This window comes from Stenotrophomonas sp. 2619, from assembly GCF_040548725.1.
GTDB lineage: Bacteria > Pseudomonadota > Gammaproteobacteria > Xanthomonadales > Xanthomonadaceae > Stenotrophomonas > Stenotrophomonas maltophilia_AP.
Genome location: NZ_JBEPSF010000016.1, coordinates 114,789 through 137,522, shown reverse-complemented (window position 1 = coordinate 137,522; position 22,734 = coordinate 114,789). Strand labels below are relative to the sequence as shown.

At 66.8% G+C, this 22,734-nt stretch carries 19 protein-coding genes; 11 read left to right on the top strand and 8 right to left on the bottom strand.

All coding sequences use genetic code 11. The annotated features are described in order from the left end of the window. Positions 1 to 348 precede the first annotated feature (348 nt). The 5 genes from ABIA71_RS16185 to ABIA71_RS16165 all read left to right on the top strand — a co-directional run bounded on the left by ABIA71_RS16185 (position 349) and on the right by ABIA71_RS16165 (position 4,907). The gene (locus tag ABIA71_RS16185) at positions 349 to 1,311 is read left to right on the top strand and encodes an SPFH domain-containing protein (RefSeq protein ID WP_038686807.1); all 963 of its coding nucleotides are present in this window, start codon (positions 349 to 351) and stop codon (positions 1,309 to 1,311) included. A 1-nt stretch (position 1,312) separates the two neighbouring features. Continuing rightward, positions 1,313 to 1,744: an NfeD family protein gene (locus ABIA71_RS16180; RefSeq protein WP_354286550.1), complete on the top strand. Its 432-nt coding sequence runs from the start codon at positions 1,313 to 1,315 to the stop codon at positions 1,742 to 1,744. Between the two features lie 75 nt (positions 1,745 to 1,819). Continuing rightward, positions 1,820 to 2,932, top strand: a complete 1,113-nt coding sequence (gene gcvT, locus ABIA71_RS16175; RefSeq protein WP_354286548.1) for a glycine cleavage system aminomethyltransferase GcvT — start codon at positions 1,820 to 1,822, stop codon at positions 2,930 to 2,932. Positions 2,933 to 3,022: 90 nt separating this feature from the next. Further along, positions 3,023 to 3,418: a glycine cleavage system protein GcvH gene (gene gcvH, locus ABIA71_RS16170; protein ID WP_038686813.1), complete on the top strand. Its 396-nt coding sequence runs from the start codon at positions 3,023 to 3,025 to the stop codon at positions 3,416 to 3,418. A gap of 937 nt (positions 3,419 to 4,355) precedes the next feature. After that, a complete protein-coding gene (locus tag ABIA71_RS16165) occupies positions 4,356 to 4,907 on the top strand; it encodes a hypothetical protein (RefSeq protein WP_354286546.1) in 552 nt (183 codons plus the stop codon). Between the two features lie 341 nt (positions 4,908 to 5,248). Here ABIA71_RS16165 and ABIA71_RS16160 read toward each other — a convergent pair whose 3' ends face one another. Then, entirely contained in the window at positions 5,249 to 6,637 is a 1,389-nt protein-coding gene (locus ABIA71_RS16160; RefSeq protein WP_354286544.1) for a serine hydrolase domain-containing protein, read from the bottom strand. A 153-nt stretch (positions 6,638 to 6,790) separates the two neighbouring features. Next, positions 6,791 to 8,395 (bottom strand): GMC family oxidoreductase, encoded by a 1,605-nt coding sequence (locus tag ABIA71_RS16155; RefSeq protein ID WP_354286542.1) that lies wholly within the window; start codon positions 8,393 to 8,395, stop codon positions 6,791 to 6,793. A 206-nt stretch (positions 8,396 to 8,601) separates the two neighbouring features. Here ABIA71_RS16155 and ABIA71_RS16150 point away from each other — a divergent pair, with 206 nt between their 5' ends. Together ABIA71_RS16150 and ABIA71_RS16145 are read left to right on the top strand one after the other, a co-directional pair. Continuing rightward, a complete protein-coding gene (locus ABIA71_RS16150) occupies positions 8,602 to 9,936 on the top strand; it encodes an NTP/NDP exchange transporter (protein ID WP_354286540.1) in 1,335 nt (444 codons plus the stop codon). A 29-nt stretch (positions 9,937 to 9,965) separates the two neighbouring features. Further along, positions 9,966 to 10,322, top strand: a complete 357-nt coding sequence (locus ABIA71_RS16145; RefSeq protein ID WP_354286538.1) for a DUF1304 domain-containing protein — start codon at positions 9,966 to 9,968, stop codon at positions 10,320 to 10,322. A 50-nt stretch (positions 10,323 to 10,372) separates the two neighbouring features. Here ABIA71_RS16145 and ABIA71_RS16140 read toward each other — a convergent pair whose 3' ends face one another. From ABIA71_RS16140 to ABIA71_RS16130, 3 genes are all read right to left on the bottom strand, one after another. Further along, positions 10,373 to 10,843, bottom strand: a complete 471-nt coding sequence (locus ABIA71_RS16140; protein ID WP_354286537.1) for a hotdog fold domain-containing protein — start codon at positions 10,841 to 10,843, stop codon at positions 10,373 to 10,375. Positions 10,844 to 10,905: 62 nt separating this feature from the next. Continuing rightward, the gene (locus ABIA71_RS16135) at positions 10,906 to 13,386 is read right to left on the bottom strand and encodes an acyl-CoA dehydrogenase (protein ID WP_354286536.1); all 2,481 of its coding nucleotides are present in this window, start codon (positions 13,384 to 13,386) and stop codon (positions 10,906 to 10,908) included. After that, positions 13,383 to 14,303: an alpha/beta fold hydrolase gene (locus ABIA71_RS16130; protein ID WP_354286534.1), complete on the bottom strand. Its 921-nt coding sequence runs from the start codon at positions 14,301 to 14,303 to the stop codon at positions 13,383 to 13,385. Before ABIA71_RS16130 ends, ABIA71_RS16135 begins: the two co-directional genes overlap by 4 nt. Before the next feature lie 166 nt (positions 14,304 to 14,469). Between ABIA71_RS16130 and ABIA71_RS16125 the strand changes: the two genes are divergently transcribed. Then, positions 14,470 to 15,072 (top strand): TetR/AcrR family transcriptional regulator, encoded by a 603-nt coding sequence (locus ABIA71_RS16125; RefSeq protein WP_125357883.1) that lies wholly within the window; start codon positions 14,470 to 14,472, stop codon positions 15,070 to 15,072. Positions 15,073 to 15,219: 147 nt separating this feature from the next. Here ABIA71_RS16125 and ABIA71_RS16120 read toward each other — a convergent pair whose 3' ends face one another. From ABIA71_RS16120 to hslO, 3 genes are all read right to left on the bottom strand, one after another. Further along, positions 15,220 to 18,120, bottom strand: a complete 2,901-nt coding sequence (locus ABIA71_RS16120; protein WP_354286533.1) for a TonB-dependent receptor domain-containing protein — start codon at positions 18,118 to 18,120, stop codon at positions 15,220 to 15,222. Between the two features lie 443 nt (positions 18,121 to 18,563). Continuing rightward, entirely contained in the window at positions 18,564 to 19,424 is an 861-nt protein-coding gene (locus tag ABIA71_RS16115) for an XOO1806 family protein (protein ID WP_354286531.1), read from the bottom strand. 119 nt (positions 19,425 to 19,543) lie between these two features. Further along, entirely contained in the window at positions 19,544 to 20,440 is an 897-nt protein-coding gene (gene hslO / locus ABIA71_RS16110; protein ID WP_354286530.1) for an Hsp33 family molecular chaperone HslO, read from the bottom strand. 79 nt (positions 20,441 to 20,519) lie between these two features. Here hslO and mtgA point away from each other — a divergent pair, with 79 nt between their 5' ends. The 3 genes from mtgA to ABIA71_RS16095 are packed head-to-tail and all read left to right on the top strand — an operon-like array spanning position 20,520 to position 22,719. Continuing rightward, positions 20,520 to 21,269 (top strand): monofunctional biosynthetic peptidoglycan transglycosylase, encoded by a 750-nt coding sequence (gene mtgA / locus ABIA71_RS16105; protein WP_354286528.1) that lies wholly within the window; start codon positions 20,520 to 20,522, stop codon positions 21,267 to 21,269. A gap of 39 nt (positions 21,270 to 21,308) precedes the next feature. Beyond that, positions 21,309 to 22,328 carry a glycosyltransferase family 2 protein gene (locus ABIA71_RS16100; RefSeq protein ID WP_354286526.1) on the top strand — a complete coding sequence of 340 codons (1,020 nt, stop codon included), beginning with the start codon at positions 21,309 to 21,311 and terminating at the stop codon, positions 22,326 to 22,328. Further along, on the top strand, positions 22,288 to 22,719 hold the full coding sequence (locus ABIA71_RS16095) for a CBS domain-containing protein (RefSeq protein WP_354286524.1): 432 nt from the start codon (positions 22,288 to 22,290) through the stop codon (positions 22,717 to 22,719). Before ABIA71_RS16100 ends, ABIA71_RS16095 begins: the two co-directional genes overlap by 41 nt. The last annotated feature ends 15 nt before the right edge of the window (positions 22,720 to 22,734 follow it).

The window sequence follows — 22,734 nt, the reverse complement described above, 5'->3', positions numbered from 1 at the left end:
GCCGGCCGCGGCGCCGGCCGGCGGCGGACGGCGGGCCGCGGCGCGCCGCCGGCGGCCGGGGGGGGGGGGGGTTTGGGGGGGGGGGGGGGGGGGGGGGGGGGGCGGGCCCCCCCCCGCGCGCCCCCCCCCCCCCCCCCCCCCGCCACTACCCGGGTAACGCGCTATGCTGCGGTCATCCGGTCCTGCAGGGCGTGCCATGTCCCGCTTCGCCAGCTTCCGTGCCTTTTATCCGTTCTATTCCTTCGCCGGCGACTGGGTGATGTTCTGGGACATCCTCCGGGGCCGGATCCGGCTGTAGCTGCAGCGTCGCCATGCCCGGGCCACGCCCCGGGGTAAAGGAGCAAGCTGATGTTTCCGACCGTGCTGTTTTCGCTGGTGTTGGCCTTCGTCGCCGTGGTCATCCTGTTCAAGGCGGTGCGAATGGTACCGCAGGGGTACGAATGGACAGTCGAGCGCTTTGGCCGCTACACCCACACCATGTCGCCCGGCCTGCACTTCCTGATCCCCATCGTGTACGGGGTAGGGCGCAAGGTGAACATGATGGAGCAGGTGCTGGACGTCCCCGGCCAGGAAGTGATCACCAAGGACAACGCGGCGGTGCGCGTGGACGGGGTGGTGTTCTTCCAGGTGCTGGACGCCTCCAAGGCGGCCTACGAGGTGTCGGTGCTGGAGGTGGCGATGATCGCGCTGGTGCAGACCAACATCCGCACCGTGATCGGCTCGATGGACCTGGATGAATCGCTCAGCCAGCGCGAGGTGATCAACGCCAAGCTGCTGAACGTGGTCGATCACGCGACCAACCCGTGGGGCGTGAAGGTCAACCGCATCGAGATCCGCGACATCCAGCCGCCGCGCGACCTGCTTGATGCGATGGCGCGGCAGATGAAGGCCGAGCGCGAAAAGCGTGCGCAGATCCTGGAGGCCGAGGGCTCGCGGCAGTCGGAGATCCTGCGCGCCGAAGGCGAGAAGCAGGCCGCCGTGCTCGAGGCCGAGGGCCGCAAGGAGGCCGCGTTCCGCGATGCCGAAGCCCGCGAACGTTCGGCCGAAGCCGAGGCCAACGCGACCCGGATGGTGTCCGAAGCCATCGCCCAGGGCGATGTGCAGGCGATCAATTACTTCATCGCGCAGAAGTACGTGGAGGCGTTCAAGGAGCTGGCCACGTCCCCGAACCAGAAGCTGGTGCTGATGCCGATGGAGGCCAGCGGCGTCATCGGCTCGATCGCCGGCGTTGCCGAGCTGGCGCGCGAGGCGTTTGCCAAACAGGAAGACAAGCGAACCCCGCGCGCCGTCCCGCCGCGGGCAGGAGGCTGAGATGCGCTGGGAAGTGGTGGGGTGGGGCGCGCTGGCGCTGGTGCTGTTCGCCGCCGAGGCGCTGGCACCGGGCGCCTTCATGCTGTGGATCGGCATCGGTGCGGCGGCGGTGTTCGTGCTGGTAGCGGTGTTCGGCGGCATTCCTCTGCTGTGGCAGGTGGTGGCCTTCGTGCTGCTGTCGGTGGTGTCCATCCAGTGCTACCGGCACTGGGGACGGGGGCGCGACCGGCAGAGCGACACGCCGCTGTTGAACCGCCGCGCAGAGCAGCTGGTGGGGCGGGTGGTGGTGATCGACCAGGACATCATGGCGGGCAAAGGCCGGGCCAAGATCGACGACGCGTTCTGGGTGGTGGCCGGGCCGGATCTGCCGGCGGGCACCCGGGTGCGGGTGGTGGCGGTGGAGGGCATGACACTGCAGGTGCAGCCGGTCTGACGCAACGCCGCAGGCGTTGTGAAGACGGTTCTGGGATAATGCCGGTCTTGCCTTCATTCCCCCGGAAAAACGGTCATGACCCAGAAGACGCTTCTCAACGACACCCACCGCGCGCTCGGCGCAAAGATGGTCGATTTCGGTGGCTGGGACATGCCCATCCATTACGGTTCGCAGCTGGACGAGCACCACCTGGTACGCGCCGATGCGGGCATGTTCGACGTCAGCCACATGACCGTGGTCGACCTGCGCGGTGAGCAGGTCAAGCCGTTCCTGCGCACGCTGCTGGCCAATTCGGTGGACAAGCTGAAGGCCACCGGCAAGGCGCTGTATTCGTGCATGCTCAACCCGCGCGGCGGCGTCATCGACGACCTGATCGTGTACTACCTGGCCGACGACTTCTTCCGCATGGTGGTCAACGCCTCCACCCGCGAAAAGGACCTGGCCTGGATCCGTGAGCAGGCGGCCGCGTTCAACGTGGACGTCACCGAGCGCGAAGACCTGGCCATCATCGCCGTGCAGGGCCCGACCGCGCGCGAGCGGGTGATCGGCCTGGTCGCCGACGGCGACCGCGCGGCGCTGGAGAAGCTGGGCCGTTTCGCCGCGCTGGAGGCCACCGCCGCCAGTGGCACGCCGCTGTTCGTGGCGCGTACCGGCTACACCGGTGAAGACGGTTTCGAGATCCTGCTGCCGCAGGCCGACGTGGTGGCGTTCTGGAATGCGCTGGCCGCCGCAGGCGTGCGCCCGGCCGGGTTGGGCGCGCGCGATACGCTGCGCCTGGAAGCCGGCATGAACCTGTACGGCCAGGACATGGATGAAGACATCACCCCGTACGAGGCCGCGCTGGCCTGGACCGTGGCGCTGGACGAGGGCCGCGACTTCATCGGCCGTGACGTGCTGGAAGCGCAGAAGGCGGCGGGCGACGCGCGCCAGCTGATCGGCCTGGTGATGGACGAGAAGGGCGTGTTGCGCCACGGCCAGCCGGTGCTCACCGCCAGCGGCCAGGGCGAGATCCTGTCGGGCACGTTCTCTCCGACCCTGGGCAAGGGCATTGCGTTCGCGCGGGTGCCGGCCGGTGAGCTGGGCCAGGTGCACGTGGACATCCGCGGCAAGCAGGTGCCGGTGCGCGTGGTGAAGTTCCCGTTCGTGCGCGAAGGCCAGGCCCAGCCGGGCGTGCTCGCCGACGCCTGATTTTTTCCCGGCGCCGACCTGTCAGTGGTCGGCGCCGGTGGTTACACTACCCCCGTTTCTTGACCCCCTGATATTCCTCGGAGCAGTCCCATGAGCGAGATCCCCGGCGACCTCAAATTCCTCAAGTCCCATGAGTGGGCACGTGTCGAAGGCAATGGCCGCGTCACCGTCGGTATTTCCGACCACGCCCAGGGCCTGCTCGGCGACCTGGTATACGTCGAACTGCCGGCCGTCGGCGATGAAGTGAAGGCGGGCCAGCAGGCCGCCGTGGTCGAGTCGGTCAAGGCCGCCTCGGACGTGTACAGCCCGGTCACCGGCACCGTGGTCGAAGTCAACGAAGCGCTGTCGGACAAGCCGGAAACCATCAACGAAGATGCCTACGGCGAAGGCTGGATCTACGTGGTCGAGTTCTCGGCCAACGACGAGTTGAACGATCTGCTGGGCCCGGACGAGTACGCCGAGCTGCTGGAAGACGACGAGCACTGATCGTCGCCTGATCGCGAAGAACGGCCGCCTGGTGCGGCCGTTTTTTTTTGCCTGCGCGGTGGCCGCCGGCGCCAGCGTTATCCGTGCGTGACGAAAACGTCGGCGATGCGGACCGCCGTCGCGATGCCGTTGCCGGCTTATGCGCATCGGTGGGGCGCGCAGGGGTGTGCGGTCATGAGCGCGCGTCGGGGTGTCGGCGTGCGCGCCGGATGTCCTCGCCGAGCGCATGCGCGGTGCGCATCCGGGTCGCGCGCGGCGGTCGCGGTACGTCCAACCGGTGCGATCGGGGCGGCGGCGACCGCCGGAAAGTTTGCGCATTTGCGTAAATCCGGTGGCAAAAAGCGATCGAAGATGTGAAAAGTTTTCGCCTCCGTTTGGGTGCGGTGTGGGTAACGTCCGGGGTGCCGTCGGCTGCGCGCGCACGGTTGCCGGGATGCGCGCGGTGCGCGCGCGCTGAAAATACGAAAGTGCTTCTTTTAAGCGGTTTTCTTTTCGCGTACCGCATGTGGTGCGCGTCCGGTTGCTGCGCGCGCGGCAGCATTGCACGCCGTTGGCGGTGTTCGCCGAGGGTGCCGGCACCGGGTTGCGGGGGTGTTCCGTGTGAAAATTTTTCGCCGGGGTTGTTGACAGTGAAAAAAAGCGTGATTAGGTTTCGCCACAGCAGACCTTGCTGCGAACAGAGTGAGCAGAATCGACATCCAGTCGCGAAGCACAACCTGGACATCCACCTCGCGTCAGAAGACGGTGGAGATGGCTTCGCTTCCCTCAGCGAACCGCAAGGCCCCTTCCCATTCGATACCCGCCTGGCCACCTGCGGTGGGTATCCCCGTATCCGTCACGACGCGCTTGACGCGACGGCGGTCCCCGCGATGTCGCACTGCGGGTTTGCTTTACCTGGGCGTTTCCACTCCATAGATCACTGACGAGGAGCCATCCCATGGCAACCAAGAAAGCTGCGAAGAAAAAGCCGGCCGCCAAAAAGGCCGTCAAGAAGGTAGCCAAGAAAGCCGCCGCCAAGAAGGCCGTGAAGAAGGTAGCCAAGAAGGCGGCTGCCAAGAAGACGGTGAAGAAGGCAGCGAAGAAGGCGACCGCCCGCAAGGCAGTGAAGAAGACGGCAAAGAAGGCAGTCCGCAAGGTTGCCAAGAAGGCCGCCGCCAAGAAGACCGCGAAGAAGGCAGTGAAGAAGACGGCGAAGAAGGCAGTCCGCAAGGTCGCCAAGAAGGCCGCCGCCAAGAAGACCGCCAAGAAAGCCGTCCGTAAGGTAGCCAAGAAGGCCACGGCCAAGAAGGCTGCCAAGAAGACCGCAAAGAAGGCCGTACGCAAGGTAGCCAAGAAGGCTACCGCGAAGAAGGCCACCGCGCGCAAGGCGCCGGCCAAGAAGGCGTCCGCCAAGAAAGCGGTGAAGAAGGTTGCAAAGCGCAAGCCGGCCGTTCGCAAGAAGAAGGCCGCACCGGTCGCCCTGCCGGCAACCCCGGCACCGCTGATCTGACGCAGTTCCCGATGCCGTAACTGAAACCCCTTCCCTGGCAGCCCAGCGGGGAGGGGGTTTTTTTATGGGCGAAGATGTTGCGCCGCGGGCGCAGGGCGCTTCGGCCGCCGGCCGCGGGATGGCAGTCCGTATGCGGACCGGGCCACACCACGCACGGTGTTCCGGTAGAGCCGACCGTTGGTCGGCTGCCCCTGCGGCGGCCTCTGCGGCGATTTCGTGGCAGCCGACCAACGGTCGGCTCTACCGTGTCCGTTCGCGGCAGCCGACCAACGGTCGGCTCTACCCGCCCCACAAAAAAGGCGGCCCACCGGCCGCCTTTTTGATGCATCCTCGCGGCGCGATCAGCGCGGCGACGCAACCGCGCGGTTGGACGACACGCCCTTGCGCTTGGTCGCCGGGGCGCCGTCTTCCACCATCAGGTTGTCGCTGCCGAAGTCGGTGTCCACGTCCAGCCAGCGTTGGGTGGGCAGGCCCATGGCCTGGTCCAGCACGGTCGGCAGCAGGCCGCTGGGCAGGCTGCTTTCGCCGTTCCACATGATGGCGATGCCCAGGTCGCGTTCGGGCACCAGCGCGACCAGGCCGCGATAGCCCTGCACGGCACCGGCATGGAAAATCACTTCATGCCCGGCGTAGTCGAAGTTGCGCCAGCCCAGCGCATACCCGGCCGAGTGCAGGCGCTCGCGGCGCCAGCCCGAGCGCATTTCGCCGGGGGTGTTGATCAGGGTGGAATGCAGCGTGGCCAGCAGCGGCGCAGGCAGCACGTCGGGGCGGTGGCCGGTGTGGGCCAGCAGCCACTGGGCCATGTCGCTGGCGCTGGCGTTGACGCCCGCTGCAGGCGCCAGGCGGTAGTAGGTGGGCTTGGGGTTCAGCGACACCCAGCCGTTGCGGCTGCGCACGTGCGGGCGCGCCCAGCGCGAACTGGCCTGGATGCCGGCCAGGCCGAGGCTGGCGTCGTCCATGCCCAGCGGCTTGAACAGGCGGCGTTCCACCGACTGCTCGTAGAAGCTGCCCGACGCGGCATAGACCACGTCGCCGATCAGGCTGAAGGCCACGTTCTGGTAGGCGTAGCAATCGCCCGGCAGGCACTTGAGCGAGGTCGAGGCCAGCTTGTGGGTGAGCGTGTAGTACTCGGCGTTGGCTTCCACGTCGCGGTCGTACGCGTTGTAGGGCAGGCCGACGCGGTGGCTGAGCAGGTCGGCCACGGTGAGGCGTTCGGTGGCTTCCGGCGAGCTCAGCTGGAAGCCGGGCACGTAGTCGGTGACCTTGCTGTCCCAGCGCAGCGTGCCGTCGTTGACCAGCAGCCCGGCCATGGTGCCGGCGAACGCCTTGGACAGCGATGCCAGCCGGAACACGGTGTGCGCATCGACCATCTGCGGGTTGTTGACGTCGGTGACGCCGTAGCCGCGCGCGCTGAGCACACGGCCGCCCTGGACGATGGCCACGGCCATGCCGGGCACGCGCTCGCCATAGGTCAGCTGCTGGGCCATCGCTTCGATCGCGGCCACATTGAAGCCCTGGGCCGGCGGCAGCACCTGCACGGTGGCGGGCGTGGCGCGATAGGCGGCCGGCTGCGTGTGCGCGATCGTCGCGGTGTTTTCGATGTTGACCGGGAATGCGCCCGGTGCGGCACTGGGCGTCTGTGCAGTAGACGACATGGCGATGGGCATCAACATGCCCAGCAACCCGGTGGCCGCCGAACGGATCGGGCGACGCCTGCTGTTCTGATTCATCGTTCTGGACCCGTGCGCAACTGCTGTGGGTGATTCTAGCGCTGCTTTTCCTGATTGCACAAACCAAGCGAAGATGAATGCGTATCTGGTTGAAAAGGCCCGGTTTTTGCATCCACGGCGTGCGCACGGCCGACCGGCGCGGCGCAGCCCTGTTCAGCTTGCCCCGGCCGCCTCGAGGATCCACTGCGCGGCGCGTTCGGCCAGCATCAGGGTGGGCGCGTTGGTATTGCCGCTGACCAGGCTGGGCATCACCGACGCATCCACCACGCGAAGGCGGCGCACGCCGCGCACGCGCAGCTGCGGGTCGACCACCGCCTCGGCGTGGGTGCCCATCGCGCAGGTGCCCACCGGGTGGTAGATGGTCTCGGCCTTGGTCCGGATGAAGGCCTCCAGCGCCGCCTCGTCCAGGTCCTGCCGCGGCGGGAAGATCGGCGCCCCGCGCCAGCGGTCGAACGCCGGTTGGCGCAGGATCTCGGCCGACATCCGCACGCACGTTTTCATCATCGCCAGATCCATTCCCTCGGGATCACTCAGGTAATGGGCCTGGATGCGCGGTGGCGAGGCGGGGTTGGCATCGCGCAGGCTGATCCGGCCCCGGCTGCGCGGGTGCAGGGCACAGGCATGCAGGGTGTAGCCGTCACCGGGCAGGCGGTGGCGGCCGTGGTTGTCCAGCATCGCCGGCACGAAGTGGAACTGCACGTCGGCGCGCGCGTCGACGGCCAGCGGTGAGCGGGCGAAGCCACCGGCCTCGGCGATGTTGCTGGTGCCGGCTTCGCGGCGACCGCGCAGGAAGTAATCGAAGGCGATCCGCGCCTGGTTGCTGCGGTCGTAGCTCACGCCCGGATGGGTATGCACCAGCGTGCAGATGTCCAGGTGATCCTGCAGGTTGGCGCCTACCCCAGGCAGGTCGGCACGCACGGCGATGCCATGCGCCCGCAACTGGGCGGCCGCACCAATGCCTGAGAGCATCAGCAGCTGCGGCGAGTGCACCGCGCCGGCGCTGAGGATCACCTCGGCGCTGGCCGCGGCGTGCCGGTGCTGGCGACCGTGGCGAAAATGCACCCCCGTGGCGGTGTCGCCCTCGACGCCCAGCGCGGTGGCATGTGCGCCGGTAAGCACGGTGAGGTTGCGCCGGCCACGGACCGGGTGCAGATAGGCGGTCGCGCTGGAGCACCGCGCGCCATCGCGCTGGGTCACCTGGTACAGCCCGACCCCGAGCTGGCGGGCGCCGTTGAAGTCGTCGTTGCGCGCATGCCCGGCCTGCACGGCAGCGGCGATGAAGGCGTCGGAGAGCGGGTTGTGGTGGCGCAGGTCGGCGACCGACAACGGGCCGGCATCGCCGTGCAGGGCGCTGCCACCGCGGCTGTTGGCTTCGCTGTGCAGGAACCAGGGCAGCACCTGCGCCCACTCCCAGCCCTCGGCGCCGTCGGCCGCCCAGCGGTCGTAGTCGGCGGGGACGCCGCGCACGTAGCACATCGCGTTGATCGAACTGGAGCCGCCCAGCACCTTGCCGCGCGGCCACCACAGGCGCCGGCCTGCCAGGGCCGGTTCGGCGTCGGTGTCCAGGTTCCAGTTGATGCGGCGGTTGTTGACCAGCCGCGCCAACCCGGCCGGCATGTGGATGAAGGGGTTGCGGTCGCGCGGACCGGCTTCCAGCAGCAGCACGCGGCAACGCGGGTCGGCACTGAGCCGGTTGGCCAGCACGCAGCCGGCCGATCCTGCGCCGACGATGATGTAGTCGTACGTGTCCGTCCCCACGGCTGGCGGCCCCTTTGGTAGCTAGCCCCGAGCATAGGGCAGCACGGCCTGCGGCGGGGCCGCGCGATCACCGCCACGCAGCGTTGCGCCAGTGAGCAGCGCTGCTACTGGCGATGTTGCGGTGCATCGTTTACCTTGCGCGCTTTCCTGCCCGGAGTTTCCACGATGCCGCCGTTGCCACGCCGCCCGAGCCGGGAGTGGGTGCGATGAGTGCTGCAGCAACGGCACCGGTGCGGTCGGGCCTGCTCGGGGCGCTGCGGCAGTCGCCGCCGCTGATCTGGGCGTGCCTGTACTTCTTCTGCCTGCTCAGCGGGTACTACGTGCTGCGCCCGGTGCGCGAGGCGATGGCGGCCTCGGCCGATGCGAAGGCGGTGTTCCCGCCGGTGCTGATCGACTGGTTCAGCGCCCACGGCATCGCGATGCAGGACTTCGTGCTGCAGTTCCTGTTCACCGGGGTGTTCTTCATCATGCTGGTGCTGCAGCCGCTGTACGGCGCGGTGGTCAGCCGCTACGCGCGGCGGGTATTCCTGCCTGCGGTGTATGGCTTCTTCATCGTCTCCCTGCTGGGCTTCTACCTGCTGTTTGACAGTGGCGTACCGGGGCGCGGCATGGCGTTCTTCTTCTGGGCCGCCGTGTTCAACCTGTTCGCGGTGGCGGTGTTCTGGAGCTTCATGGCCGACGTGTTCTCCAACACCCAGGCACGTGAGGTATACGGCTACATCGGCGCGGCCGGCACCCTCGGCGCATTCCTGGGGCCGATCATCACCGCGGCGCTGGTCAAGCGGGTCGGTATCGCCAACCTGATGCTGGTCTCGGCCGGCTTCCTGAGTGCCTGCCTGGTCTGCATCTGGCGGCTGCGGTTGTGGGCCGTGGCGCGCGAGAAGGAGCAGCAGCTGGCGTCGGGCGAAACCCCGATGGGCGGCAGTGTGCTCGACGGCCTGAAGTTGATCGTGCGTGAGCCGCTGCTGCGCTGGCTGGCCGTGCTGGTGCTGTTCGGCGTGGGCGTGGGCACGCTGCTGTACAACGAGCAGGCCTCGATCGCCCGCCAGTTCTATCCGGACGAGGCGGCGCGGACCGCGTTCTATTCGCAGATCGACCTGGCGGTGAACGCGTTGACCCTGCTGCTGCAGTTGGGCCTGACCCGGTGGCTGCTGTCGCGCCACGGCATCGCGCCGGCACTGCTGATTCCCGGGGTGGCGATCATCTTCGGCTTCCTGTTGCTGGCCGCCTGGCCGTTGGCGCTGATGGTGGCGATCGTGCAGGTGATGACCCGCGCCAGCGAATTCTCGCTGGCCAAGCCCGCGCGCGAAACGATCTACACCCGGGTGGACCGCCAGTGGCGCTACAAGGCCGGCGCGGCGATCGACACCGTGGTCTACCGTGGCGCCGACCTGACCTTCGCCTGGGTGCACAAAGGGCTGTCGCTGTTCGGGTCGCACGCGGTGTTCGCGGGCGGCGTCGTGGTGGCCGGGTGCATGACCGCCGCTGCCATCGGCCTGCTGCACGAAGAAAAGAAGCTGCCGGGCGAGCGCCCGGAGTAAGCTTCATCGACCCTCTTCAAGGCCTGCCCATGTACTGGACCGCACTGATCCTGACCCTGCTGGTCGCCCTGCTGCACGTGTACTTCCTCGTGCTGGAAATGTTCCTGTGGACCAAGCCGCTGGGGTTGAAGACCTTCCGCAACACGCCGGAAAAGGCTGAAACCACCCGGGTGCTGGCGGCCAACCAGGGGCTCTACAACGGCTTCCTCGCCGCGGGGCTGTTCTGGGGGCTGTTCGACCACCTGCCGATGCTGGTGAACTTCATGCTGGGCTGCGTGATCGTGGCCGGCTGCTACGGCGCCTACAGCGTCAACAAGCGCATCTTCTTCATCCAGGCCGTGCCGGCGCTCCTGGCCGTGGCCGCGTGGTGGATGGTTCCCGCCTGATCCCGCGGTAGAGCCACCCCATGGGTGGCTGCCGACCTGCGCACCAACGATCAACGTTTGACCGGTGACACCCAAATCTGGATGCGCGCCTGGAACACCGCCGTGCCGGCGTCGTCGCATACCTGCACGTCCACCGGCAGCGCGTAGCCGACCTCGGCGGCCATGATCGGCTGCGCCGGCGTGGCCACGGCATGCTGCGTACCCGTTGCCTTGGCCAGGTACTGCACCTCCATGCCCTTCGGGATCCAGCGCATGCCCTTGGGCAGCGAAGCATCCACCATCAGCCCGGCGGTGAGCTCGGCCAGGTTGCACAGCGCGATGGCGTGCACGGTGCCGATATGGTTGGTGACCTTGCGCCGGTGCGCGATGCGCCCTTCGCAACGGCCGGGCTCAAGCAGGGTGATGCGCGGGGCGATGCTGGCGAAGTAGGGCGCTTTGACGCACACCGCGCGCGAGAACAGCCAGCTGCCGACGGGCCAGCGCTGCATGCGGCGATACAGGTTCAACAGGGGAGCGGACATGGACGCCTCTCAAAAAAACGGCGGACCGAAGTCCGCCGTTGGGGGTTACGTTGCTGCCTCGATCACGCCGCTTCCTGCGACTGCGCGTCCTTGCGCTCGCGGTCGTAGTAGCCGGCCGAGCGCAGTTCATGCGGATCGAAGTCGTCCACGGTGATGGTTTCCAGGGTGAGCGCGCGCAGCTCTTCGAGCAGGGTGCGCTCGTCCTGGGTGATCACGCCTTCGGCGACCGCTTCGTCCAGCTGGGTGGTGAAGTCCAGGGCTTCGATGCCCTTGGTCTTGACCGCCTTGATGAACTTGCGCTCGACCGGCTCGGCCATGATCGCCTTGGACAGGTAGCTGTTGATGCGGCCGCCCGGGTTGTTCTCGCACGGGGTCAGGAACACGCCACTGGCCAGACGGTCGCGGGCTTCGTTGGGTGCCATCAGCAGCGCGGCCACGCGGTGGCCCAGGCGGTCGCCGGGGGCCTCGGCACGGCGGCCGAACGGGAAGATCAGCAGCCACATCAGCCAGCCGATCGGACGGATCGGGAAGTTGCGCAGCGCCGCCGACAGCGACGTTTCGATCGTGTGCACGCTGTCATGGAAAGCCCAGGCCAGCAGCGGCTGGTCGGCCACCGGCGCGCCTTCGTCGTGGTAGCGCTTGAGCATGGCGCTGGTCATGTAGATGTGGCTCAGCACATCGCCCAGGCGGCCGGACAGCGATTCCTTGAACTTCAGCTTGCCGCCGAGGGTCATCATCGAGATGTCGGCCATCAGCGCCAGGTTGGCCGAATAGCGATCCAGCTTTCGGAAGTAGCGGCGGGTGTAGGCATCGCCCGGAGCGGCGCCGAAGCGCGCGCCGGTCAGGCCGAACCAGAACGAACGCACGGCGTTGGAGATGCCGAAGCGGATGTGGCCGAACAGGCTGCGGTCGAACTCCTGCAGGCCGGCACGGGTGTCCGGATCCTGCGCGGCCTTCATTTCCTTCAGCACCCACGGGTGGCAGAGAATCGCACCCTGGCCGAAGATCAGCAGGCTGCGGGTCATGATGTTGGCGCCTTCCACCGTGATGGCGATGGGCGCGGCCTGCCAGCTGCGGCCGGCGAAGTTGCGCGGCCCCAGGATGATGCCCTTGCCGCCAATCACATCCATCATGTCCGAGATCACTTCACGGCTCATGGTGGTGCAGTGGTACTTGGCGATCGCCGACGGCACCGACGGCACGTCGCCGCGGTCCACCGCAGCGGCGGTGGCCTGGCACAGCGCACTGATCGCATAGGCCTTGCCGCCGATACGGGCCAGCGCTTCTTCCACGCCCTCGAAGCGGCCGACCGACAGGCCGAACTGCTTGCGGATGCGCGCGTAGGCACCGGTCACCACCGCGCCGGCCTTGGCACCGCCACTGGCGGTGGACGGCAGGGTGATCGAGCGGCCCACGGCCAGGCACTCGTTGAGCATGTTCCAGCCCTTGCCGGCCTTCTCGGCGCCGCCAATCAGCTGGGTGAGCGGAATGAACACGTCCTTGCCGCGGATCGGACCGTTCTGGAAGGTCGAGTTGAGCGGGAAATGGCGGCGGCCGATTTCCACGCCGGCGGTGTCACGCGGCAGCAGGGCCAGGGTGATGCCGATGTCGCGGGTGCTGCCGATCAGGCCGTCCGGATCGTACATGCGGAACGCCAGGCCGATCAGCGTGGCCACCGGGGCCAGGGTGATGTAGCGCTTGTCGAAGGTGAGCTTGACGCCGAGCACCTGCTCGCCGTTCCACTCGCCCTTGCAGACGATGCCGTAATCGGGAATCGAGGTGGCGTCCGAGCCGGCGAACGGGCCGGTCAGGCCGAAGCAGGGCACTTCGCGGCCATCGGCCAGGCGCGGCAGGTACTGGTCCTTCTGCGCCTGGGTGCCGTAATGGTTGAGCAGTTCGCCCGGGCCGAGCGAGTTGGGCACGCCGACGGTGGAGCTGACCACGCTCGACACCGACGCCAGCTTCTGGATCACCTTGTGGTGGGCCAGCGCGCTGAAGCCCAGGCCGCCGTATTCCTTCGGAATGATCATGCCGAAGAACTTGTTCTTCTTGATGAAGCTCCACAGTTCCGGCGGCAGGTCGGCGTAAACGTGGGTGATTTCCCAGTCGTTGACCATTTTGCACAGCTCTTCGACCGGGCCATCCAGGAAGGCCTGTTCCTCGGCGGTGAGCTGCGGCTTGGGGTAGTTCAGCAGGATGTTCCAGTCCGGGTCGCCGGTGAACAGCTCGCCTTCGAAGCCGACCGAGCCGGTTTCCAGCGCGATGCGCTCGGTCTGCGACAGCGGCGGCAGCACCTTGCGGAACACCTTCATCATCGGCGCGGTCAGCAGCGGCTTGCGGATGAAGGGCAGCAGCAGCGGCACGGCGATGACCGCGACGATGGCCGCAGCCACGATCGTGGCGGTCTGGTTGACGTACGGGATGAACCAGCAGGCGGCCAGCAGCACCAGGCTGACGATCGTCCAGGTGATCAGCCGCATCCGGTGGTAGGCGACGATGGCGCCCGCCAGCAGGATGGCCAGGAAGGGAACGACAATGCTCATGAGCGTGCTCCGGTGACGTGCTCGGTAGTGGCGGACTGTGCAACGGCGGAGGCCGAGGGCAACACGTCCAGATAGTCCAACACAGTAGCGGTAAAGGCGTTGTTGTCATCACCGGCGACCATATGGGTGGCCTCCGGCAGCTGCACATGGCGCGCATGCGGCACCAACGCGAGGAATTCGGCCACCGTCTGCGGGGTGACCAGCGTGCTGCGCCCGCCGCTGACCAGCAGCACCGGGCATTTGACCTGGCGCGCCGCTTCGGCGAGCGCGTCCTGGTGTTGTTCGCTGTCGCGCGCCAGTTCGGCAACCAGGCGCGGGTCCCAGTGCCAGCGCCAGCGGCCATGGCCGTCCTCGCGCAGCAGTGCGCGCAGGGCGTCTTCGGACTTGCGCGGACGATGCGGCATGTAGGCCGAGATCACATCGGCGGCCTGCGCCAGCGAGGCGAAACCGTCGGGGTGGGCGGTCATGAACATCAGGATGCGTTCGACCCCGGCGGTGTCCCAGCGCGGGGTGATGTCCACCAGCACCATCGCCGAGAACAGGCCCGGCCAGCGCGATTCGGCGAGCAGCCCGAACAACCCGCCCATCGAGGCGGCGACCAGGATCGGCGGCTGCGGCTGTTCGCCGGCCAGCACGATCAGGTCATCGGCGAACTGTTCGCCGTGGTAGGGCAGGTCGGCCGGGTTCCAGTCCGAGTCGCCATGGCCGCGCGCATCGTAGGCCAGGGTCTGGTAGCCGGCGGCGGCCAGCGAAAGTGCGGTGGGTGTCCAGGCGTGCCGGGTCTGGCCGAAGCCATGGGCGAACAGCACGGTGCCGCGGCGCCCGGCCGAGGAGCGGGAGGCGGCCAGCACGGCATCGTGCGCGCCGGTCAATCGCTCATCGTCAACGCGGGGCAGGGTAGAAGAAGGAATGACCATACTCGCTAGTATGGACCTGCCCGTGGGCATGTCAATACTTGGGGGTATGGAGGCCAGCCGCGGCGCCGCGCAGGGCGGCCACATCAGCGGCGGTGCGGGCCTTGGCGCGGGCCACGGCGTGCCATTTTGGCGGACACGGACCCCGGCGTATGGTTAAATCAACGCCATGAATGAACCTGAAGCTTCCGCCGGCGAGCCACGTGCCGGCCGCAACAGCCGCCTGAGCGCGGAAGACTGGGCCCAGGCTGCCCTGGACCTGATTGCAGAACAAGGTGTCGGCGCGGTGGCGGTGGAGCCGCTGGCGCGTCGCCTGGGGGTCACCAAGGGCAGCTTCTATTGGCACTTCCCGTCGCGTGATGCGCTGCTGCAGGCCGCGCTGGAGCGCTGGGAACTGTTCGAGCAGGAGCAGGTGTTCGGCAGCCTGGAAGACGTGCCGGACCCGCGTGCGCGCCTGCGCCAGCTGTTCCAGGTGGTGGCCCATGAAGTGCAGCCGCACATCATCTACAGCGAGCTGCTCAAGGCGCTGGACCACCCGATGGTGCGCCCGGTCATCGACCGCGTCTCGCACCGCCGGCTGGAGTACCTGGTGGCCTCGTTCCGCCAGGCCGGTCTGAGCCGCACCGATGCGCAGCACCGCGCGCGCCTGGCGTATGCGGCGTACGTGGGCTTCCTGCAGCTGTCGCTGCAGCTGCAACAGCCCAAGCAGGCGCGCGAAGATTTCGAGGCCTACGTTGAGCATGTGATCGAGACGCTGATCCCGATCGGGTGATCGCAGGCGCCAGCGTTGGGATGCAGAAAAGGCCGCGGAAACGCGGCCTTTTTCGTGGGCGCGCATCCGGGGTGCCGATGCTGCGCAAAAGACAACGGCCCCTTTCGGGGCCGTTGGTTTACACCGTCAGATCGCGGTCAACTGCGATCAGAAGCGCTGACGGTACTCCATGTACATGTAACGCCCGGGGGTGTCGTACTGGTAGTCGAAGGAGTTGGCGAAGGCCTGGGTGGCCACCGGCGGTTCCTTGGCGAATACGTTGTTCAGACCCACCGAAACGGTGCCGTTCCAGGGCAGGTTGTAGCGCACCTGCAGGTCGTGGTAGGTGGTCGCAGCCAGCTTGTTCTGCGGGTCTGCACGACCTTCCAGGCCGATGTGGTCCGGATCGCTGCACAGCGACGCGGTACCCGGGAACTTGCAGTTCTCCTTCAGGGCGGAGAAGTAACGCACGGTCCAGCTCGCGCCGAAGTCGCCGTAGTTCCAGTTGGCGGTCAGGTTCGAGCGGATGCGCCAGACCGGGGTGTCGCGGGTGTAGGTGCCCACTTCAGACGGATCCCAGTCCGATTCCGGCGTGGCCTTCTGGCGGTAGTTGGCCATGTAGACGCTGTCCCACACGAACGAGAACGAGCCGAAGTTCGTATCCGGGATCGAGTAGCGCAGCGTCAGATCGTAGCCTTCAACTTCCAGCTCGCCCAGGTTCTGCAGGTAGCGGGCCATGTAGGTGATCTGGCCCAGCGCGTTGCGGGTCAGGCCGGAGTTGGCCAGCACGTCACACCAGCCCGCGCTGCCTTCCACATAGCACTGGTCCAGCATGTAGTCGGCCGTCGGGCGGCTGATCACGTCCTTGATGTTGATCTTCCACCAGTCCAGCGAGACGTCGAAGCCGCTGACGAAGCTCGGGCTGTAGACGATGCCCAGGCTCTTGGAGGTCGAGGTTTCCGGGCTCAGCTCCTGGTTGGACTTCCAGTCGAACGGCCAGGACGTCTGGGAGCCATAGCCTTCACGCTGCACATAGCTGGTCGGAATGCCGGCGGCGGCGCAACGCTGCGCCACGGCTGCACCGCCGATGTACGGGCTGTCGCTCGAGCACGGATCGCCGTAGCTGTCGTAAGACTGGCCCGAGCCACCGAACAGGTTGGAGATCGACGGAGCACGGAAGCCTTCGGCCCAGTTACCACGGACCATCAGGTCTTCGATCGGCTTCCACTTGAAGCCGAACTTGCTGTTGAGCGTGTCGCCGAAGTTGCTGTAGTCCGAACGACGGGTTGCGGCGCTGATTTCCAGCAGCTTGGCACCCGGCAGGTCCTTCAGCAGCGGCACGGCCAGTTCGAGGTACACATCGGTCAGGTCGTAGCTACCGGAGGTCGGCTGGCGGCCATTGCCCGAGCTCAGGCCGGCCGAGACGAAGGCGTCCGGCATGTCGTAGCCCGATTCCTTGCGCTTTTCCACACCGGCCGCGAAGCCCATCATGCCGCCCGGCAGTTCGACGATGTCGCCGGACAGGTTGGCGGTGAAGGCCTTGGACTTGTTCTGGTACTTGTCCTTGGCGTTGAACAGGATGTAGTCCAGCTGGTCCTGCGGCATGTTGCCCGCGCTGCTGAACGGATTGAACGGCACGCAGCCGGCAATCACGGCACCCGGCGCGCCGCACTTGACCACGCCGTCGGTGTCCAGGAAGGACGCGCCGGTGGCGGTGAACAGGTTGCCCATGTTGACGTCGCCAACCTGGGTGTCGATCTGGTCGGACACGTTGTAGCTCATGCCCGCATCCCAGTTGAAGAACCGGTCCGCGAACTGGAACGAGCCTTCCAGGCCGCCGTACCAATGGAACGTCTTCACGTCCTGTTCGTAGTAGCGGTCCTGCTCGACCAGGCGGCGGTTCCAGTTCAGTTCGCGCGGGTTGGCCGTGTTCTTGGTCGGGTTGTAGTAGCTGTCAGCCGACAGGCCCTGGTTACTGCCCAGGTAGCTGCCCGCGCTGAGCGGGAAGCCGGCCAGCTGCTGTGCCGACAGGCGCTGGTTGTACAGCGCATCGGTGCGGATGGCGATCGAGTCGGTCAGGTCGTAACGGCCCTGGATGAAGATCGACTTGCGCTCCTGCGGGGTGCGCAGGTAGTTGTCGGCCGCGTAGTTGTACGAGTCGGCGCTGCTGAAGGGATGGTAGTTGGCGAGGTTGTTACCCGCCGCATCCGGGTTCACCACATAGCGCGAGAGGCCCGCGCGATCGGCGGTGGCTTCGTCGTCGCTGCCGGCCAGATCGGACCATGCGTCGTAGTCATCGGTGCCGACGCCGTCGATGGTCAGGTCCCAGATACCGCCCGAGGAGGTCTGGCTGCTGTACTGCGATGCACCCAGGCCATACACCGGATCACGCGAGATCTTGCGCGCGCCGGCCATCACGGCCTTTTCCTTCACGTAGCTGGCGCCGAACACCAGGCTGCCGCGGTCGTTGCTGCTGCCCAGGGTCAGGTCGAGCGCCTGGCGCTGGCCGTCGCCCTTGCTGAACTGGCCGTAGTAGACGTGGGCTTCGCCGCCGTTGAAATTGTCGCGGGTGATGATGTTGACCACGCCAGCGATGGCGTCCGAACCGTAGATGGAGGAGGCGCCGTCCTTGAGGACTTCAATGCGCTCCACGATCGCGGTCGGGATGGTGTTCAGGTCGACGGTGCCGTCCAGGGCCTGCACCCAACGACGACCGTTGACCAGCACCAGGGTGCGCGAGGAACCCAGGTTGCGCAGGTCGACGCCGGCCGAGCCGTCACCGCCGTTGTTGAACTGGGTGTTGATCGCCGCGCCGTTGCTGGCGATCTGCTGCAGCACTTCGGCGACGTTGGTGCGACCGGTCTGCTGGATGGCTTCGCGGGTCAGGGTGAGAACGGGCTGCTGGGTTTCCAGATCAACCGAGCGGATGCGCGAGCCGGTGACCTGGATGCGATCCAGGTTGGTCGGGCCGGAGGCCGGAACATCCTGGGCCTGCACGGCGCCGGTGGCACCCGTCGCGACCAACGCGACGATTACCGCGTCACGCAGTTTGTTGGATTTGAAATTCATTGCTCTCTCTCTCCAAGGGAATCTTGGGTATTCACTGGGGTGTTTGCCTGCGGCGGCACCAAATGAGCGCCAATCACCACGAGGCTGACTCGATAGTAACTGCCGATTGGAGAGAATTAAAGCCACGTTAATGAAAGGTGTGAACTGGGTTAAATTCGGCAAAGTCGTTGTGGATCAATGATTTTCCGCCGTTTCAGGTCAGTTTTGTCTCATTGGTTAAGTGTTTGTGATGAAAATAGTTGCAGTTGATTTGTAACGGTATGTATCAACAGGTATCCACGCGTCGCTTTGGCTCGCCAATACGGCAAGGGCGATACACCGGCCACGCCCTGTCACCCGCTCGCGGGCGCAACGCCGTTGGACGGGGCAGGTGGCAGGCATAAAAAAACGCGCCATGGGGCGCGTGTCTGAGGACTCCGACGGCGCCGCTTGGCGCCCGTCGATCACAGATCCTGTTCGTAACGGACGTACGGCACGGTGCCTTCGTCGGTGCTCTCGTTACGCGGTGCAAACGGATTCTTGCCGCGGGTGATCACGTTCTCGGCACCCACGGTGAGCTGGCCGCTCCAGGGGGTACGCCAGGTCAGGCCAACGCCGAGGCCTTCCCACTTGCCGGGCTGGCCGGGCACATCGACCACGCGGCCGATGATGTTGCCGCTGAAGTTGCCGTAGCCGGCGCCGATGGTCAGGCTCTTGCTGTCCCAGCGGTCCACGATGGCCGGGGAGGCGTCGGACAGCGGCACCAGGCGCGCCTTGGCGTAGGTGCCACCGATCGAGACGAAGCCTTCGCGACCGATGTTCTTCTGGCCGAACACGGTCAGGTCGTTCTGCTCGGCGCGCAACGCCGGCGATTTGTTCGGACCGGCCAACCACGCCGGCAGGGTGTCACGGCCGGTGCCGGCGGTGATGCCCAGGCGACCGCCGGGGCGGTTGAACGCCGCGGTACCGCTGACCCGGCGACTCAACGAGGTGTTGTCATCGTCATCGCCCAGGCTGGCCAGCATGCAATGACTGGCCAGGCCGCTGATGCTGGTGCCACGGCTGCTGTTGCACAGCAGGCCGAGCGAGTCACCCGAGGACAACCCGAAGGCGGCGTCGAGCGAACTGCGGCCGAAGTGCCAGCGGGCGCCCGCGGCCTGTTCTCCGGTGGGTTCCAGGTACAGCAGGGCCTCGACCTTGCCGCTGCCCTTGTTCCACACCGGAATCACCGTGCTGTCCTGACGCGGTTTGTTCTGCGCATGCGCGCCCGTGATCGCAGCGAGGGCGATCACAAGGGCCAGCGGTAGACGCAGAAGGGAGCGCATGGGAACTCTCAGACAGCAGTGGTGAGCACAAGTTCCCGCCGAAGCGGGACATTGATCCTAGGGCGTTTATGATTTCTTAACAAGTCTTGGTTCTCCCCAGAACAAAACTCGTGCGGCAATTACTGAAGCCGTTCAGGTGCCGGTGAGGAAACACCGGTGTCGCTGAACAGTATGGCGAACTCCGTCAACGGAAAGTGATACTCCTGTCCGCAGAATTCGCAACGCACGTCCACCGCGCCGGTCGGTTCGGCGGCCGCGCGGGCCTCTTCCTCGCCCAGCGACTGCAGCATGCCTTCCACCCGCTCGCGCGAGCACGAGCACGCAAAGCGCAGGCCCCGCTCACCGAGCAGTTCCGGCTTCTCTTCATGGAACAGGCGGTGCAGCAGGTCATTGCCGGCCACCTCCAGCAGTTCCTGCTTGCCCAGGGTCTCGAACAAGGCGCTGGCGCGTGACCAGCCGTCGTTGTCGCCTTCGTCGCCGGGCAGTTTCTGCAGCAGCAGGCCGGCCGCGCGCGTGCCGTCGGCGGCCAGCAGCAGGCGCGTGGGCAGCTGCTCGGACTGCCGGAAGTAGTCTTCGAATGCCTCGTCCAGGCCCGCGGCGGTCAGGCCGACCAGGCTCTGGTAGCGCTGCGGTTCGCGCGGGTCCAGGCCCGGGTTTTCAATGGTGATGGCCAGCAGCGCGTCATCGCCCAGGGTGGTCAGGTCGCGCGGGGCATCGCCGCCACCGTCGGCCAGCTGCACGATGCCGCGCAGGGTGCCGGCGGCCGTGCATTCGGCGAACAGGGTGCGCATGGCGGTGTTGCTGCGCAGCTGGATCGACAGGCGGCCGTCGACCTTGGTATGGCCGGTGAACAGCGCCGAGGCGACAGCGGCTTCGCCCAGCAGTTCGGCGGCGGCCGGCGGGTAGACCGCGTGCGACAGGATTTCAGCCCAGGTCGCATCGAGGTGCACATGTACGCCGCGGACGCCGGCATCGGGAAGCAGGAAACGGACAAGGGTGTCGGATTGGGCGGTCATCGGTTCTATGGGCGCGCGAAGTGGGATGCAGTTGCCGGATAATGCGCCGACAACCGTGCAAGCAAAGGATGCACCACTAATGGGGGCAGAGCGCAGCAACCTCAAGGCCGAACCGGGCCTGGAACCACCGCGCCCGCGACGCTGGCACTGGAAACGCCTGCTGTGGCTGCCGGTGCTGTTCGCCGCGTTCAGCGTGCTGCAGGTCCTGGTGCTGCGGTTCATCGACCCGCCGGTGTCCACGGTGATGCTGTGGCGGTACGGCGAAGCGCTGGGCCAGGGCGAGTGGGACTACCGGCTGCACTACCAGTGGCGCGACCTGGACCAGATGGCGGCCAGCCTGCCCATTTCGCTGGTGGCCGCCGAGGACCAGCGCTTCCCCGTGCACAACGGGTTCGACCTGCAGGCCATCGAGAAGGCGCGCGACCACAATGCCAAGGGCGGCCGCCTGCGCGGGGCCAGCACGATCAGCCAGCAGGTGGCCAAGAACCTGTTCCTGTGGCAGGGCCGCAGCTGGGTTCGAAAGGGCCTGGAGGTCTGGTACACGGTACTGATCGAGGCGCTGTGGCCGAAGTCGCGGATCCTGGAGATGTACGCCAACATCGCCGAGTTCGGTGACGGCATCTACGGCGCCCAGGCGGCCGCACGGCAGTACTGGGGCAAGGACGCGGCGCGGCTGAGTCCGTCCGAAAGCGCCCGCCTGGCGGCCGTATTGCCGGCGCCACGGCGCTACAACGCGGCCAAGCCGGGGCCGTTCGTGCAGCGCCGGGCGGCCTGGATCCAGCGCCAGGCCCGGCAGCTGGGCGGCAATGCCTACCTGGCCGACGACTGACGATTCATGATCGTGACGCGCCCCGCCTACAATCCCGGCATGACTGCCCAACGCCTGACCGTTGTCATCGCCGCCCACAATGAAGCACTGGCCCTGCCGCTGCTGCATCCCCGCCTGCGCGCGGTGTTGGACGGGCTGGACGCCATCGAGGGGCGGGTGCTGTACATCGATGACGGCAGCAGCGATGCCACCTGGTCGGTGATGCAGGCGCTGGCCGCGGCCGATCCCGGCGTGGGCGTGCTGCGGCTGTCGCGCAACTTCGGCAAGGAAGCAGCGCTGACGGCCGGGCTGGATTTTGTGGACGACGGCGCGGTGATCATCCTGGACGCCGATGGCCAGGACCCGCCGGAGCTGATTCCCCAGTTCGTCGCGCTGTGGCAGCAGGGCTACGACAACGTGTATGGCACGCGGTTGGCGCGCGACGGTGAAAGCTGGCTCAAGCGCAGTGCGGCCGCCGCCTTCTACCGGGTGATCGGGCGGCTGTCCAAGACGCCGATTCCGGCCGACACCGGCGACTTCCGCCTGCTTTCACCGCGCGCGCTGCAGGCACTGGGGCAGCTGCGCGAGCGCCACCGGTTCATGAAGGGGCTGTTCGGCTGGGTGGGTTTCCGGCGCAAGGCGCTGCCCTACCACCGGCACGCGCGGATGGTGGGCGACAGCAAGTTCGGGCTCTGGAAGCTGTGGAATTTCGCGCTGGAGGGCATCACCGGTTTCTCCACGGCGCCGCTGCGGGTGACCACCTACCTGGGCCTGTTCACCGCCAGCGTGGCGTTCGTCTTCGCGGTATGGGTGGTGGCCAAGGCGGCGATGTACGGCGACCGCGTGGCAGGGTGGCCAACGATGATGGCGGCGATCCTGTTCCTGGGCGGGGTGCAGTTGATCGCGCTGGGGCTGATCGGGGAATACCTGGGACGCCTGTACGAGGAATCCAAGCAGCGGCCGTTGTACCTGGTTGACACCTGGCAGCCCCCGATCGTGGCAGACTCGGCCATGCATCCCATCGGTGGAGAGCAACGAGATGACCACGGTACGACAGCTGTTGGACGGCAAGTCCCCTGAGGTTTTCGCGGTAGGCCCGGAATCGGCGGTGATCGACGCGATCCGCCTGATGGCCGAAAAAGGCATTGGCGCCGTGCTCGTGATGGAGGGCCGGCAACTGGTCGGCATCCTGTCCGAGCGCGATTACGCGCGCAAGATCGTGCTGCATGAGCGGTCGTCGCGGACCACGCGGGTGAGCGACATCATGACCCCCAAGGTAGTGACGGTAGCGCTGTCCGAGCAGGTGGAGCACTGCCTGCAACTGGTGACTGATTACCGGATCCGGCACCTGCCGGTGGTGGACGGCGGCAGCGTGGTGGGCGTGATCTCGATCGGTGACCTGGTGAAATCGGTCATCGACGAGCAGGCGCAGAAACTGGACCAGCTGCAGCAGTACATCGTCGCGGGGTAAGCAAGTGCGGTTGGC

Bases quoted from the DNA above. Each gene is read 5' to 3' on its own strand.
- gcvH (WP_038686813.1), top strand. From the start codon at position 3,023: ATGAGCGAGATCCCCGGCGACCTCAAATTCCTCAAGTCCCATGAGTGG.
- ABIA71_RS16185 (WP_038686807.1), top strand. From the start codon at position 349: ATGTTTCCGACCGTGCTGTTTTCGCTGGTGTTGGCCTTCGTCGCCGTG.
- ABIA71_RS16135 (WP_354286536.1), bottom strand. From the start codon at position 13,386: ATGAGCATTGTCGTTCCCTTCCTGGCCATCCTGCTGGCGGGCGCCATC.
- ABIA71_RS16180 (WP_354286550.1), top strand. From the start codon at position 1,313: ATGCGCTGGGAAGTGGTGGGGTGGGGCGCGCTGGCGCTGGTGCTGTTC.
- ABIA71_RS16115 (WP_354286531.1), bottom strand. From the start codon at position 19,424: ATGCGCTCCCTTCTGCGTCTACCGCTGGCCCTTGTGATCGCCCTCGCT.
- ABIA71_RS16160 (WP_354286544.1), bottom strand. From the start codon at position 6,637: ATGAATCAGAACAGCAGGCGTCGCCCGATCCGTTCGGCGGCCACCGGG.
- ABIA71_RS16165 (WP_354286546.1), top strand. From the start codon at position 4,356: ATGGCAACCAAGAAAGCTGCGAAGAAAAAGCCGGCCGCCAAAAAGGCC.
- hslO (WP_354286530.1), bottom strand. From the start codon at position 20,440: ATGACCGCCCAATCCGACACCCTTGTCCGTTTCCTGCTTCCCGATGCC.
- ABIA71_RS16145 (WP_354286538.1), top strand. From the start codon at position 9,966: ATGTACTGGACCGCACTGATCCTGACCCTGCTGGTCGCCCTGCTGCAC.
- gcvT (WP_354286548.1), top strand. From the start codon at position 1,820: ATGACCCAGAAGACGCTTCTCAACGACACCCACCGCGCGCTCGGCGCA.
- ABIA71_RS16150 (WP_354286540.1), top strand. From the start codon at position 8,602: ATGAGTGCTGCAGCAACGGCACCGGTGCGGTCGGGCCTGCTCGGGGCG.
- ABIA71_RS16095 (WP_354286524.1), top strand. From the start codon at position 22,288: ATGACCACGGTACGACAGCTGTTGGACGGCAAGTCCCCTGAGGTTTTC.
- ABIA71_RS16120 (WP_354286533.1), bottom strand. From the start codon at position 18,120: ATGAATTTCAAATCCAACAAACTGCGTGACGCGGTAATCGTCGCGTTG.
- ABIA71_RS16140 (WP_354286537.1), bottom strand. From the start codon at position 10,843: ATGTCCGCTCCCCTGTTGAACCTGTATCGCCGCATGCAGCGCTGGCCC.
- ABIA71_RS16100 (WP_354286526.1), top strand. From the start codon at position 21,309: ATGACTGCCCAACGCCTGACCGTTGTCATCGCCGCCCACAATGAAGCA.
- mtgA (WP_354286528.1), top strand. From the start codon at position 20,520: ATGGGGGCAGAGCGCAGCAACCTCAAGGCCGAACCGGGCCTGGAACCA.
- ABIA71_RS16125 (WP_125357883.1), top strand. From the start codon at position 14,470: ATGAATGAACCTGAAGCTTCCGCCGGCGAGCCACGTGCCGGCCGCAAC.
- ABIA71_RS16130 (WP_354286534.1), bottom strand. From the start codon at position 14,303: ATGGTCATTCCTTCTTCTACCCTGCCCCGCGTTGACGATGAGCGATTG.